The following is a 14,185-nucleotide window of genomic DNA, read 5'->3' on the forward strand; positions in this document are numbered from 1 at the left end:
CCGGGTCGGAAGCCGGGTTGCCGATCGATTTCCGCCCACGCGTCCTGGCAGCCAAAGCTATTGTCTGACGTGAGCAAAGGTTTGCTAAGGGTCGGGTGAGGTGGTCGAGTACTTCCTGTCGGGCGTCGTGGAGGCCCGTGTCGACGGCGCGAGGGCGGCGCTCGGTGGCCCGAAGCAGCGGTGTGTGCTCGCGGCGCTCTTGGCGAACATCGGAGCTGTCGTCAGCATCGACCGGCTGATCGATTCGGTGTGGGAGGACGACCCGCCGCCGAAGGCATTGGCATCGCTACGCTCCTACGTCACCAACCTGCGCCGAACGCTGGGGCCGGCCGACGCTGCTGAACAGCGGTTGCAGTCGCGGCCCTATGGCTACCAGCTGAACCTGCTCGACGGGGATTCCATTGATCTGCACCACTTCGAACAGCGGGTGTCGCTGGGCCGGTCAGCCCTGCTGCGCGATGACCCCACGTGCGCGGTCGAGGCCTTCGGCGCTGCCCTTTCGTTGTGGCACGGAGACCCGTTCGGCGAGTTCACCTATCGAGACTTCGCCGCGCCCGACGCCTTGCGCTACGCCGAATTGCGGACCACCGCGATCGAGGCTCGCTTCGATGCTGCGCTGCGGCTCGGTTCCGGCACCGAGCTGATCCCGGAGATCGAGGCGGCGTTGGCGCAATACCCGCTGCAGGAGCGGTTGTGGGAACACCTGATGCGTGCTCTGCACCGCGCCGGTCGAACCGCCGATGCAACACGTGCATTCCATCGGGCCAGTGCCACGCTTGAGCGCGAGATCGGCGCCCGGCCGGGAGAGGACCTGCAGAATCTCTTCCGGCGAATCAGTGCGGAGCCGAACGAGATTCGGGATGAGTGGCCAGCGGGCCGGGCACGCGCCGCGTCCGGCCGGTTGGCGGTCCCGGGATTGGTCGGCCGCGACGCGGAACTTGGCGCGGTCCTCTCGACGGCCCGGTTGGCCGCCGCCGGCGTTGGCGGGCTGACCCTGATCACCGGCGAAAGTGGAATCGGGAAAACCGCTTTAGCACAAACGGTTGCGGACCAGGTCCGATCGGACGACGTAGCCGTGTCGTGGGCCAGTCACCCCAGCGCCATCAAGCTGCCGCTGTTGTGGACCTGGATCCAACTCCTGCGACAGTTGGGCGCCGGCCTGGGCGACGCCGGACGCCGGGCGGTAAAGCGGGCGGCGCCCGGGGTCGTCGACACACTTGTTCCCGAATGGAATGACATCGAACCGCTCGCGCCGTCCACTCGGGTCGCCGCGACGGGATTTGCGGTGGTCGAAGGTATCGTCACGGCGCTGGAGGCCCTGTCGTCGATCAAACCGCTCCTGATCGTCCTCGACGACCTGCAGCTGGCCGACGGCACCTCACGGAACGCATTGTCATTGCTGGCGGCGATGTTCCCCCGGGTACCGATTCAAGTCATCGGTACTTGGACCTATCACGGGGTCGATCGACCCGTGAACCGCTCATCGTTCGAGAGCCTGATCAGATCGAATGACACCAGCGTGGTGCACCTCAACGGTATCGACCGCGAGGCCGCCGCGCTGCTGGTCGACTCGATAGCCGGCGTCGCGACCTCCCGCGCCGTTACGGAACAAGTGTGGCAGCAGGCTGGCGGTAATCCCTTCTACCTCAAGGAGATTGCCCGCACTCTCCAGGCCGCCAGCGCCGGTCGAGGTGGAGCCGACATCGCGTCGTCCAACCTGTCTGACGCTGTGGTCGGCGTCGTCGGGCGCCGGCTGGCCGCGTTGGACCGGGCGTCCCGGCGCCTCGTCGCCGCGGCGGCGGTCATCGGCCCCGAGTTCGACGTCGCCGAATTGGCCGACGTCGTCGACTTGACGAGTTCCGCCGTGCAGCGCCGACTCCGCCCGGCCTACCAGGCCGGCTTGCTCGACGAAGTGCCCGGCCGGCCGGGTATGTACCGCTTCAGTCATGGACTTCTCCGCGACGCGCTGCTCGCACAGCTCGACACCACGGAACGCACCACCGTGCACGCCGCGGTCGCCACCGCGCGCGCGGCCGGGCTGGCGGCGGCCGCGTATGAAGACGGGATCGCTGCGGCCGATCACGCGTGGCGCGCCGGCACGGAGCTGCACCCCGAGACAGCCCTGGAGCTGCACGAAACGGTCATTCAGCGGGCCCTGACCCGCTCCGCCTACGACGACGTAGCCAGCCTCGCCGACCATGCGCTACAGATCTGTCGCAAGCTCCCGGCCAAACCCGAAGAGCTCGAACGTCAAGCCACCCTCTGGCTGCATCTGGCCGGAGCCAAGGGCATCCTCGAGGGCCAGACCAGCGCGGCCGCGGCGGATGCCGTGCAACGTGCCTTCGAGATCGGCAGTCAGGTCAAGGGCCGAAGCTTCTACGGGGCGATCGCGCTGCAATGCCTCATGCTGTGTGGGCACGGGCGCATCGACGAGGCGCACATCATTGCCAACGGGCTACGGGAGCAATACGACCTGACAGGTGATCCCGATATCGGTGTCGTCAATGACTTCGCGCACATCATGGTGTATTCCCTGCGCGGTGATGTTGAAGCGCTCATCGCCACTGGCCGCCACATGATGGACACGTTCCCGCCTCCCGAGACGGTCACCGACCCGATGCACTTCTTCCACCCCCGGGTGTACTGCTGGATGGCGCTGGGCGAGGCGATCCGCGGGGACCGCGACGCAATGCGGGAATATCACCGACGGGCATTACATCTCGCACAGAGTCGCGGCGACGTATTCAATATCCTTGCGGCGAAGCTGACATTCGTCGAATGCGCCGCGATCCTGGGTGACGTCGAAGGCACCGCCGAACTGGCCGACGCCGTGGACCGCGAATTCTGTGCGGCCGGCGGCCAGCAGTGGGGGGCCGCGGCGAGGATCATCAGCGTGTGGGCACGCACCCTCGAGAACGGGGAGGGCGACCGCGACGCCGCGTTTGAGGCCTTCGGCGCGCTCACCAGTGACGGGTCCACCGCGATGACCCCCTTCTTTCTCGCCCTGCTGGCCGACATCGAAAATCACCATCGCCGGTCGGACAACGCCCGGGAATTGCTGGGCAGGGCGCAGCGCGTGGCCGATGCGACGGGAGAACACGCCTCCGACTCCCTGATCGCCGCAAGACTGGCCGGCCTGTCACGGGTAACCGACCGGCCGGGGTGAACGCTCAGCCGGGCGTGTCGGGTAGCGCCTCACGCCACTGGCGCCACACTGCCCGGTCGGTCATCAGGTCGAGCAGGGTCCCGAACCCGCTCGGGTAGACGAGCGAGACCAACCACTGCCGGGAATCGCCCCTGCTCACCCGGAACCCACCGCGGTAGAACTGCCGCAGCCATTTGATCGTCAGCTCGTCGCGGCGAAAGTCGAAGACCACCACCGGCTCACCCGAGGACAGTTTCGCTTTGAAATCGGTCAGGCCGAGCTCCTCGTCGACCCACTTCGAGTACTCCGAGGCAGTGCACCGCAAACTGGCGGCCGTGAGATGGAGCTCGACGTTGACCCACCACGAGTTGCCGCGGTTCTTCAACAAGTAAGCCTTGGTATGCGGTGGGGCACTCGCCATTTCGTCTGCTCCAATTCCAAGCCGGAATGTCGACCGGGTAGCCGCCCGGCGACCCGGCCCTGATCTGACCGAACGTCAACCTAATGGAGGCAGTTTGGAATTCGTTTGAAAACGGACGGTCCGACCGTCCTCGCCCCGTCGGAGGAACGTTCCAATCCAATTCCAACACCGGTGAGTAATTTTCCCGGCGGCAATGTGAAGAGGACGTGTCATCCCTGCCTCGGGTCTGGGGTTGGGCCGTCACGTGAACGCGGAAGGCTGGTGTCATGGCTAATTCGTTAGGGCAGAAGGTCGTTTTGGCATGCGCGGTCGCAGGGGTCGCAGCGAGCGTGGGCGCATGCTCGAGTGGCCCCAAGGTGGTGAGCAAAGGAGATGTCGCCAACCAGATCAGCACGAAGATGACGTCACCCAACGGACAGAAGCCCGAGTCGGTGACGTGTCCCGATGATCTCAAGGCTCAGGTCGGTGCGCAGACCAACTGCACGATGAAGGTCAACGGTCAAACCAGCACCGTCAACGTAACGGTCAGCACCGTCGACGGGAGCCAGGTCAAATTCGACATGGTCAACACCATCGACAAGAACCAAGTGGCCAGCCAAATCAGCGATCAGCTGACGCAGCAGTTCGGTTCCAAACCCGACTCCGTGACGTGCCCCGACAACCTGAAAGGCACCGAGGGCGCCACGCTGCGCTGCGAACTCGTCGACAGCGGACAGAAGTACGGCGTCACCGTGACCGTCAACACCGTGCAGGGCTCCGACGTGAACTTCCACTTCAAAGTGGACGACAAGCCCATCCAATAACGATGGCAGACAGGCGATGGCGGCTCCGCGCGACAGCCGTCGTGATGGTGGCGGTACTGACATGCGACGGGTGCGGCGGCAGGTCCACCCACTCCGCGACGGTGCCCACGTTCAACCCGGCGCCCCAGGTGCAGATCCACGGTGACGGTTCCGACCCGGCGAACGCGCTCGCCGCGAAGGCCATCGCCGACATCGAGACCTACTGGGCCGGTGAATTTCCCAAGCTGTACGGCCGCGACTACGCACCGGTCAAGGGCGGCTTCTATGCGGTCCGGCCATCAACCGGGCCACTGCCACCCTGCGCGGCGGCGGCCGACGACGTCGCCGGCAACGCCTTCTACTGCGCGAAAGCCGATGACGTAGCCTGGGACTCCGAAGGATTGCTGCCGAGCTTGCGTAAACGATTCGGTGATTTCGTCATTCCGGTGGTCCTCGCCCACGAGTGGGGGCACGCGGTCCAGGCCCGCGCCAACTTCACCGGACAAACGGTGACCAAGGAGATTCAGGCCGACTGCTTCGCCGGGGCGTGGGCGGCGCACGCAAAGGCCGACACGTTCAGGCCGAACGCCGGCGAGCTGGATCAGGCGCTGGCGGGTTTCCTCTTCCTGCGCGACGAGCCGGGCACGGCGAAACAGGATCCCCGTGCCCACGGCAGCGGATTCGACCGTGTCAACTCCTTCCGTCGGGGCTTCGACAACGGGGCGGCGGCGTGCAAGGGTTACAACGACCGTGACCCGGTCGTCGTGGAGATTCCGTTCAACAACGCCGCCGACATGGCCGCTGGCGGCAATGCGCCATACGACGACATCGTCAACAATGTCCCAACAGACCTCGAGGACTACTACTCGCAGGTCTTCCCGCAGCTGACCGGCAGGCCGTGGGCCCCGCTGGCACCGGCCCGCCCATTCGCACCGGCGGGCCAGCCGGACTGTGCCGGTCAATCGACGGCCGGATATGTGCTGTTCTATTGCGTGCCTGAGGATTACGTCGGATTCGACAACGTCACCGCGATGCCGAAGATCTACGCCGAGGGCGGTGACTTCGCGGTCGCCACCCTGATCGCTACACAGTATGGACTCGCCGCGTTGTACCGGGCCGGGCAAGATCCGGCCGACAAGAAAGTGTCGCTGCGGGCCGACTGTATGGCCGGCGCGTGGGCGGCAAGCATCCTCTTGCAGAACCGCCCCGAGAGCAATTACCGGCTCTCCCCCGGAGACCTGGACAAGGGTGTGGCCGCCCTACTGCTGTTCCGCGGCAACGGCGATGTGGCCCGACAGGGGCAAGGCGCGGCCCGGATCGACGCCTACCGCGACGGCGTTTACAACGGGGCCCAAGCCTGCATGGTTCACTGAACCGCCCCGCATCCGCCCCGCGGACCCGCCAGCGCTCGCCCTCTCTCACCGACCGGATGGCGCGCCTGTCGGCGCCCTGATCTGCGGATCGATGATTCCGCACGCCCCGGTGCATCGGAATACATGCGGGCCCCGATGGCTCGCCACGGTAAGCCGCACAGGATGTGCGGTCTGCCGTTAACGCCAAACGAGAAGGAGTTGGTCTTCGTGGCCACAATCTCGGGCAAAGCGGTTCTGATCACCGGTGGCAATCGCGGCATCGGGCGGGCGCTCGCCGTGGAAGCATTGAACAGAGGTGCTCGGCGCGTGTACGTGGGTACCCGAAAGGCCTTGGCGGACAACGGTGATTCCCGAGTGACGCCGCTGACCCTGGATATCACCGACGACGCCCATCGTCGGGCGGCGGCTGAGCAGGTCGATGCTCTCGACATCCTCGTCAACAACGCCGGCCTTGCTTTGTACGACGACTTGAGCGACCCCTCCGCGCTCCAACGACACCTGGACGTCAACCTTTTCGGAACTTACGCCGTGATCCAAACCTTCTTGCCGCTGTTGGTGCGATCCGCGGGATCGATCGTGAACAACCTTTCGGTGAACGCGTTGGCCCCGTTGCCGATCATCCCGGCCTACTCCGTCTCGAAGGCGGCCGCGTTCTCCATGACGCAATCTCTGCGTGTCATCCTGGCGCCGCAGGGGGTGCGTGTTCATGCGGTGCTGACCGGGCCCGTGGACACCGAGATGACCCGCGAGCTCGACATCCCCAAATCGTCGCCGCAATCGGTGGCGCATGCCATCTTCGACGGCGGGGAGAACGGCGACGACGAGATCTTCCCCGACCAGTTGTCCGGGTCGTTGGCCGCGGGCTGGGAGCGTGGCGCCGCCAAGGTGCTCGAGCGCCAGTACGCGGGGTTGCTCGGTGCGGACCACTGACCCGCTCCCGGCGCGTACCGGCCCGGCGCACAGAGGTCTAGCCTCACACCATGAGCCTGGTAGCCGGACGTGGTCCGCTCAGCAGTGATCCGGCCGGGCGATTCTCGCCCCCGCTGCCCGCCGACGTCGTCTTCATCGAGCCTCATCCGCGCCGCGTGCAGGCGTGGCGGGACGGGCGCCTGGTGATCGACACCGAAGGGGCGCTGATGGTGCACCGGCGGGGCCACCCGCTCGGCTATGCCTTCCGGGCAGACGAGGTCGGCGACCTGCCCGCCGAGCCCGAGCCGGAAGCCCCGGGCTTCGTGCACGTGCCCTGGGACGCCGTCGACACCTGGCTCGAAGAGGGCCGCGAACTCGTGCACTACCCGCCGAATCCCTACCACCGCGTCGACTGCCGGCCCACCAAGCGGCGCCTGCGGGTCTCGGTCGCCGGCACCGTGCTGGTCGACACCGACCAGACCGTGATCGTTTTCGAAACGGCTTTAGAGCCAAGACTTTACGTTGACCCGGCGCACGTACGCACCGACCTGCTGAGCCGCTCACAGACGTCGAGCTACTGCAATTACAAGGGTTTCGCGACGTACTGGTCCGCGGGTGATGCCGACGACGTCGCGTGGAGCTACGCGGACCCGCCGCCGGAAAGCCTGCCCATCAAAGGGTTTCTCAGCTTCGACCCCACCCGAGCGGACGTCGCCGCCGACCTGCCAGGCCGCGATCAGTCCGCCGGTAGGTAGCCGACCGACTGCGCGAACAGGACTCGTTGGTGGACCTTCAATCCAAGGTGCTCGGTGAGCCCGGCCCTGTCACAGTTGTGAAACCAGGCCGCGAGGCCGTGGGCGGCGGCGAAAAGGTAGACATTCCCGGCGATCAGCCCGACGTCGACGTAGTAGTAAGACTTCTGCACTTCCGGGTCGTGAAGTCCCGGCTCGTCAAAGCCCGCGGTATGGGTGAGCCGGTCAACGTCGACGACGTAGATCAGCATCGCCGGGGCCACCGTGACGCCCGGCTCACCCGGCGTCAGGGCGCTGGCGCGGACATCGCCACCGGTGATGCGCGCCAAGCGATGACGGGGCCCGTCGTACCGATAGGTCCCATCGGCGAGTGCGACATACAGATCGATCTCTTGAGAGTTGCTGGCCGACGCCGCCGTGCGTCCCGGCGCACCGAACGGACCCGCTTCCCGATTGACGCCGTACGCGGACCACAGCAGGTCGGAGAGGTCCCGGATCGAGAGCGGTTCGGGACCGGATTCCCTGGTGGTCTTCCTCCGCATGAATGCGGCGACGATCGCATCGTCGGGGTCGCGGGCCGGGGCGGGAAGTGGCAGCCACCCCTCGTCAGCGGCGTTGCCGGCAACGGCTTCTCTTGCGGCGTCCATAGGTTGTCCCCCGAAATGCTGATAGCAGAAGGTGTTTCGGGACGAAACTAAGCGTTTCGAAACGCTATTCGCCGATGCCTTCGCGAAGCTAGAGCCTTTCGGCCCTTGTCCGCCTCGCCTAGCTCGCCAGCCCGACGATCGCCAGCATGAACAGCACCCCGCCAAGCGTGCAGGCCAGGGTCGCGGCGGTGCGGTGCCCGGCGTGCGCCCTCGGCAGGATGTCGGCGCTGGCCAGATACATCAGGAAACCCGCGAAAAATCCCAGATACACCTCGAGGAGGCGATGGGGAATCGTCACGGCCAGCGTGAGGGCGGCCCCGGCCACCGGTGCGACGGCGTCGGCGCCCAGCAGCGCGAGCGCCCTCCGCCGGTCGTTTCCATAGAGCGACGTGACGGTGTAGGTGTTGAAGCCGTCGGCGAAGTCGTGGCCAATCACCGCGACAGCCACCACCGCGCCCGCGGCGGCTCCCGCCTGAAAGGCGGCCCCGATGGCGAATCCGTCCATGACGCTGTGGCCGATCAGCCCCGACGCGGCGAGGATCCCGACGGCGGGCGCGTCCGGAGCGCCGGCCTCATCCGACCCGTCGCCGCGATGGATGCCGACCGTGTGCTCGACGACGTGCAGGACCAGGAAGCCGAGGACGAACGCAAGGAGCGGAACCGGTACCCCGAAGAGGACCCAGTACTGCCGGCCCATCGCTTCCGGCAGCAGGTCGAAGGCCACCGCGCCGAGCATCAGACCGGCGGCCAAGCCCAGCACCAGATAGCGGTAGGAACCGATACGCAGCGCGGCATAACCGCCCAGCAATGTGGTGATGAACGAGCCGAGGGCAACGAGAACCACCACTGGGCGGGCCACCTCTCTGCCATCGTTTCGCTGCCGGCGGACCGCAGGTGCGGGTCCGCAGTGCTCGGTGAAACGGTAGCGCCCCGGCAAGAGGTTGGCGCGGGAGAACGCGTGGGGCTAGCCGCCGTAACTGGGCCGTCCCAGCTTGAGTTGATGTTGGGCGATCATGTTGCGGAATACTTCCAGCGTCCCGCCGTAGATCCCCAGCGGCAGCGCCAGCCGGTAAAGGTGTTCTGCCGCGCCGTCGGTCGCGGATCCGGGGGTTTCGGTGGGCAACGCCGACGCGGTGCCCAGGATGTCCATCAGGTCAGGGGTGATGTCACGCATCGTCTGCGCGATCGCGACCCGCCCGAACATTCCGGGTGTGGATAGCGCCGCTTCCATCCGGGCGACGTCGCGCCCGAGCCGATATGTCACCGAGTCGTCGTCGAGCGGCCGCCGGCCGTCCGGTCCGGGGTGGGCGACGACCGCCGCGACGGCGTCGACGACTTCGGCCATCAGGTCACCGTGCGCCGACATCGCGGCAATGTATTGCAGGCCATGGTCTTCCGGATCCACGACGCCGTGCTCGGAGTCCAGCGCCGCGCGCATCACGGTCCAGCCGCCGTTGACCTCGCCGATCCGGTAGAGGTCGTCGACCCGGACGTCGCTGTAGTAGACGATGTTGGTGCGGTCACCGTCCAGGGTGCGGAGGCCATGGATGTCGATGCCCGGCGAGTCGAGCGGCACCAAAAACATGGTCAGGTTCCGGTGTTTCGGGCCTTGCGGATCGGTGTTGGTGAGCAGGAAGACGTAGCGGGCGTTCTGCGCGTTCGACGTGAACATCTTGGAGCCATTGATAATCCAGCTCGATCCATCCGCTTCCCGCACGGCGCGCGTCTTGCACGTGGCGACGTCCGATCCACCCTCGGGCTCGGTGTAGCCCAGGCACAGCCGGATCTCCCCGGCGAGCACACCGGGCAGGACCCCGTCGGCGAGCTCCGGCGCCCCGAATTGGCGCACCAGCCGGGCGACGACGGACGTGGTGCCCCAGTGATACCACGGCGTATGGGCCCGGGCGATCTCGAGCTGGAAGATGCGGCGCCGAACCGGGCTGAACCCGCCCTCGGACTCCAGCTTCCAGTCCGATGCCAGGTAGCCGGCCTCGCCCAGCGCCAAATGCACGTGTTCGTCGAAGTTTTCGCCGAACTCCAGCTGCCGGTGCAGCACTTCTTCGGTCACGTGCTTCGCGATGAATGCGCGAGTCTCGTCGCGGAAGGCTTGGTCCTCGGGTGAGAGGTCGACGCGGGAGAAGTCCATCAGGCCGCGTCGATCACGTGGGTCCGGAACCGGTCGAGTGTCTCCATCGCGTGGGCCATGCTGTCGCCGGGGAGGTGAACGCTCACCCATGTCACGCCCACCTTGGCCAGCTTCTCCAGGCCGTCGAGGTAGGCGTCGGCGTTGAATTCGTCGCTGGCGGGGCTGCCGCCCTCGAAGTTGGTGAAGGTGACGTCGATCCCCGACCAGTCCCGGCCCGCGGCGTCGCACCGGCGCCGCAGATCGTCGATGCCGTCGGTGAGGCGTGCCACCGAGTCGATCACCGCCGTGCCGGCTGTCTGCGCCAGCTGCGGCGGGGCGGGAAACGGGCACCAGCCGTCACCGTATTGCGCCACCCGCTGGCGCGCCGATGACGTGTTGCCGCCGATCCAGATCGGTGGATGCGGGTCGCTCAGGGGGCGGGGGTGCGCGGTGATCCCCCGCGCGGTGAAATGCCTTCCCTCGTAGGTGATGTCGTCGCCGGTCCACACCGCCCGGATCACCTGCAGGGCTTCCTCGAACAGCTCCGCCCGTTCGTCGTAGCTGACCCCCAGCGCGGCGAACTCCCGCTTGAGGTAACCGACGCCCACCGCGAGCGTGAACCGGCCACCGGAGAGCAGGTCCAGTGTGGCGCCGGACTTGGCCACCACGAACGGGTTTCGGTACGGCAGCACCACGATGTTGGGAATCAGCCGCAGCGTGCTCGTCGTCGCCGCCGCGAAACCCAGTGCGACGAAGGGGTCCAGCGCGTCATGCCCACCGGCCTCCAGCCACCGCTGCGACGGGGCCGGGTGGTCGGTGAAGCCGAACCCGTGGATGCCGGCCGCCTCGGTGGCCGCCGCCACCTTCCCAATGCCGTCCCCGCTCACCAGCTCCGCGTTGTACGGATGGCTGTGCATCGGGTGGGTGATGGTGAAGCGCATGGACGCGACCAGTCCGCTAGAACCGTGCGCGCGAATCGATGGCCGTGTCGGTGGTGCGCAGCGGCCGGATCAGCGCCTCCTGGGCGAACGAGCACAGCAGCTCGCCCTCCTCGGAATGCACCGTGCCGCGCACGTAGGACATTCCCGCGCCGACCTGGGTGCTTTCGTGGGTGTAGAGCAGCCACCCGTCCCAGCGCACCGGCTCGTGGAAGGCCACCGAGATGCTCATCGGTGCGGTGGACACGGTCAAATGCGCCTGGGCGGTGCCGATGCCGGGGTGCGGCCGCATGGTGGTGGAGATCCCCAGGTGCCCGGTGAAGTACGCCAGCAGCGCCTTCGCGAGGTCGTCCCGGGTGGGGATCGGGTCGTAGTGCAGCCACGCGTAGAGCTCCGGCGGCCCGACCTCGTCGGGGCTGTTGACGTCGACCACATCGACCAGCCGAAGTTCCCGTCCGACCATCGGCATCGGTGAGTGGACGGCCTCGGCGGGCGGGGCCACGTCGGGGCGCGGCAGGTGGTGGCGGATGACGTCGCCGGTCGGCACGTCGGCCAGCACCGTGATGCTCAGGCAGCGCCGACCGTTCTGGTGCACTGCGACCACCGCGGTGGCGGTGGACCGGCCCTCGGCGACGACGTCGAGGACGAGTTCGATCGGCGGGCCGACGGCGACGGCGCGGGAGAAGACGGCGTGCGCCGAGCGCACCGACTTGTCCGGGAATCGTTTGGCCACGGCGACAATCGCCTGCGCGAGCACCTGGGTGCCTTCCACGACCTGCCGTTCGTCGCCGACGGCTCCAAGATCACCGCCCGTGTCGCCGATGTACCGGTCTTGCCCGTCGGGGCGCACGTCGAACAGATCCAGCAGGCCCTGCACGGTCCACTCGGTCTGCTCAGATTCCTCGGAAGCCATGGTCAATTCGCACTCCACCTCTCGCGCCGGCAGCTCACGGCCCAGCGTGACACTTTGCCTAGGATTTGTAAAGCTTGGCTAACAACACCGATCCCCCGGTTGCGCGATTGACACCGGTACCCGCGGTGCCTGACACTTTGGCGGTGTTTTGTAAAGCGGGAGCTGGGGTGAAGGGCATCGGGGCATGATTCCCGAACCGCTGGCCAACGGCTTCTGCTTCGGCGAGGGGCCACGCTGGTTCGAGGGCCTCCTGTGGTTCTCCGACATGCTGGGCGAGGCGGTACACACCTCTACCATGGGCGGGTCCCTGACCACGTTGCCGCTGCCCGGGCACGCCCCGTCGGGCCTGGGTTTCCGCCCCGACGGATCGCTGCTGATCGTCTCGGCCGAGGACCGCACCGTGCTGCGTTACGACGGTGAAACCGTCGACACCATCGCCGATCTCGGCGGCCTGGCGCCGGCCGATCTCGGCGACATGGTCATCGACGACGCGGGCCGCGCCTACATCGGATGCCAGGCGCGAAGCGGCGGCGCGATCATCCGGTTGGATCCCGACGGCCCCGCCACGGTCGTGGCCGAGGACCTCGATTTTCCCAACGGCATGGTGATCACCCCGGACGGCCGAACGCTGATCGTGGCCGAGTCGGTCGGCCGGCGGCTGACCTCGTTCACCGTCGGCGCCGACGGCGGGGTGACCGGCCGGCGCGTGTTCGCAGACGGCCTGGACGGGCCACCCGACGGCATCGCGCTCGACGCGGACGGCGCGGTGTGGGCGGCGATGACGCTGGCCCACCAATTCGAGCGGATCGTCGAGGGCGGCGCCGTCACCGACCGCATCGACATGGGCGAGCGCGTCGCCATCGCCTGCGCGCTCGGCGGCCCGGAGCGCCGGACGCTGTTCTTGTTGTCGAGCACCGAGGCGTACCCTCAGCGCCTGATCGGCACCCGCCTGTCGCGGCTGGACGCCGTCACGGTGACCACTCCCGGCGCCGGCCTGCCCTGAGGAAGAGGTTGACGATGTCGGACTCCTACTACGAGCTCATCGACCGCACCGACCCGTTGGGAGAGAAGTTCCGGGCCACCGACCTGGCGCGGGGCACCTGGTCGGCGTCGATCCAGCACGGCGGGCCGGTGTCGGCGCTGCTGGTGCGGGCGCTGGAGCGCTGCGAGCAGCGCGAGGACACCCGCCTGTCCCGCGTCGTCATCGACCTGCTGGGCGGGGTGCCCGCCGAGGGCGACCTGTGGGTCAACGCGCAGGTGCAGCGCGGCGGGAAACAGATCGAACTGGTCAGCGCCGAGATGCTGGCCCCCGGCCCCGATGGCCGGCCCCGGCCCGTGGCGCGCGCGAGCGGGTGGCGGTTGCAGACGCTGGACACGCGGGCGCTGGCCCACGCCGCCGCCCCGATGCCCGGGCCGCGCAGCGAAGCGCGCAACCGCAACCTCAAGGCGCGGGAGTGGGACCGCAACTACGTGCACAGCCTGGACTGGCTGTGGCTGACGGAGCCGCTGAGCAAGGGCCCCGGCGAATCGTGGATCCACCCGACCGTGGATCTGGTCACCGGCGAGAGCATGACACCGCTCGAGCGCCTGTTCGCGGTGGCCGACTGCGCCAACGGCATCGGCAGCAAGCTGGACATCACCCGGTGGACGTTTCTCAACACCGACCTGGCCGTGCACGTGTTCCGGGTTCCGGACGGCAACTGGATCGGCATCCGCGCCGAGACCAGCTACGGCCCGGACGGTGTCGGCACCACGATCGGCACATTGTTCGACGAGCAGGGCGCGGTCGGCTCCATCCAGCAGTCGGTGCTGGTGCGGCCGCGCCCGGGCAAGTCTGGCCGGGAAGCGAAATAACGGTGAACCACTTCGTAGAGTTGCACCTATGAGCCGGCCGGCCCAGACCGCGGAACACGACACCTCGACGCGTCAGCGCATCCTCGACGCCACCGCCGAGGTCCTCGGCCGCAACGGCAAGACGAAGCTCAGCCTGTCCGACGTCGCCGCCCAGGCCGGGGTGTCCCGCCCGACGCTGTACCGCTGGTTCGCCTCCAAAGAGGAACTGCTGTCGGCCTTTTCGGCCTACGAGCGGCAGATCTTCGAAAGCGGCCTGGTGCGGGCGACCGCGGGCCTGAAGGGGGTCGACAAGCTCGACGCGGTGCTGCGGTTCATCGTCGAATACC

Annotated in this window: 14 protein-coding genes; 8 read left to right on the forward strand and 6 right to left on the reverse strand. The window is 67.5% G+C overall.

Translation table 11 applies throughout. The annotated features are described in order from the left end of the window. The first annotated feature begins 100 nt into the window (after positions 1-100). On the forward strand, positions 101-3,166 hold the full coding sequence (locus tag A9X04_RS16985) for an AfsR/SARP family transcriptional regulator (RefSeq protein WP_067922711.1): 3,066 nt from the start codon (positions 101-103) through the stop codon (positions 3,164-3,166). Between the two features lie 4 nt (positions 3,167-3,170). Here the strand turns inward: A9X04_RS16985 and A9X04_RS16990 are convergent, their stop codons facing one another. Further along, positions 3,171-3,566, reverse strand: a complete 396-nt coding sequence (locus A9X04_RS16990) for a hypothetical protein (RefSeq protein ID WP_067922715.1) — start codon at positions 3,564-3,566, stop codon at positions 3,171-3,173. A 266-nt stretch (positions 3,567-3,832) separates the two neighbouring features. Between A9X04_RS16990 and A9X04_RS16995 the strand changes: the two genes are divergently transcribed. The 4 genes from A9X04_RS16995 to A9X04_RS17010 all read left to right on the forward strand — a co-directional run bounded on the left by A9X04_RS16995 (position 3,833) and on the right by A9X04_RS17010 (position 7,385). Continuing rightward, positions 3,833-4,369, forward strand: coding sequence for a DUF4333 domain-containing protein (locus A9X04_RS16995; RefSeq protein WP_067922716.1), 537 nt, complete (start codon positions 3,833-3,835; stop codon positions 4,367-4,369). 2 nt (positions 4,370-4,371) lie between these two features. Next, a complete protein-coding gene (locus tag A9X04_RS17000; RefSeq protein ID WP_067922718.1) occupies positions 4,372-5,721 on the forward strand; it encodes a neutral zinc metallopeptidase in 1,350 nt (449 codons plus the stop codon). Positions 5,722-5,883: 162 nt separating this feature from the next. After that, a complete protein-coding gene (locus A9X04_RS17005; RefSeq protein ID WP_067922756.1) occupies positions 5,884-6,651 on the forward strand; it encodes an SDR family NAD(P)-dependent oxidoreductase in 768 nt (255 codons plus the stop codon). 50 nt (positions 6,652-6,701) lie between these two features. Then, positions 6,702-7,385, forward strand: coding sequence for a DUF427 domain-containing protein (locus A9X04_RS17010; RefSeq protein ID WP_067922720.1), 684 nt, complete (start codon positions 6,702-6,704; stop codon positions 7,383-7,385). Here A9X04_RS17010 and A9X04_RS17015 read toward each other — a convergent pair. The 5 genes from A9X04_RS17015 to A9X04_RS17035 all read right to left on the reverse strand — a co-directional run bounded on the left by A9X04_RS17015 (position 7,367) and on the right by A9X04_RS17035 (position 12,005). Continuing rightward, positions 7,367-8,029, reverse strand: a complete 663-nt coding sequence (locus tag A9X04_RS17015) for a nitroreductase family protein (protein WP_067922728.1) — start codon at positions 8,027-8,029, stop codon at positions 7,367-7,369. The two genes, A9X04_RS17010 and A9X04_RS17015, sit on opposite strands and share 19 nt — an antisense overlap. 118 nt (positions 8,030-8,147) lie before the next feature. Further along, a complete protein-coding gene (locus tag A9X04_RS17020; RefSeq protein WP_067922730.1) occupies positions 8,148-8,876 on the reverse strand; it encodes a ZIP family metal transporter in 729 nt (242 codons plus the stop codon). 117 nt (positions 8,877-8,993) lie between these two features. Next, positions 8,994-10,175 (reverse strand): acyl-CoA dehydrogenase family protein, encoded by a 1,182-nt coding sequence (locus A9X04_RS17025; protein WP_067922732.1) that lies wholly within the window; start codon positions 10,173-10,175, stop codon positions 8,994-8,996. Next, positions 10,175-11,095: an LLM class F420-dependent oxidoreductase gene (locus A9X04_RS17030; protein WP_067922735.1), complete on the reverse strand. Its 921-nt coding sequence runs from the start codon at positions 11,093-11,095 to the stop codon at positions 10,175-10,177. The genes A9X04_RS17025 and A9X04_RS17030 overlap by 1 nt, the downstream gene beginning before the upstream one ends. 16 nt (positions 11,096-11,111) lie before the next feature. Beyond that, entirely contained in the window at positions 11,112-12,005 is an 894-nt protein-coding gene (locus tag A9X04_RS17035; RefSeq protein WP_067922738.1) for an acyl-CoA thioesterase II, read from the reverse strand. A 184-nt stretch (positions 12,006-12,189) separates the two neighbouring features. Between A9X04_RS17035 and A9X04_RS17040 the strand changes: the two genes are divergently transcribed. The 3 genes from A9X04_RS17040 to A9X04_RS17050 all read left to right on the forward strand — a co-directional run. Next, complete coding sequence (locus tag A9X04_RS17040) at positions 12,190-13,008, forward strand: SMP-30/gluconolactonase/LRE family protein (protein WP_067922740.1); 819 nt, start codon at positions 12,190-12,192, stop codon at positions 13,006-13,008. A gap of 14 nt (positions 13,009-13,022) precedes the next feature. Continuing rightward, positions 13,023-13,859 carry a thioesterase family protein gene (locus A9X04_RS17045; RefSeq protein WP_067922743.1) on the forward strand — a complete coding sequence of 279 codons (837 nt, stop codon included), beginning with the start codon at positions 13,023-13,025 and terminating at the stop codon, positions 13,857-13,859. 28 nt (positions 13,860-13,887) lie between these two features. After that, on the forward strand, positions 13,888-14,185 hold a 298-nt coding region (locus A9X04_RS17050; protein WP_156751900.1), incomplete at its 3' end, for a TetR/AcrR family transcriptional regulator.

Origin of the sequence: Mycobacterium sp. E3247 (genome assembly GCF_001667785.1) — a bacterium.
Taxonomy (GTDB): Bacteria; Actinomycetota; Actinomycetes; order Mycobacteriales; family Mycobacteriaceae; genus Mycobacterium.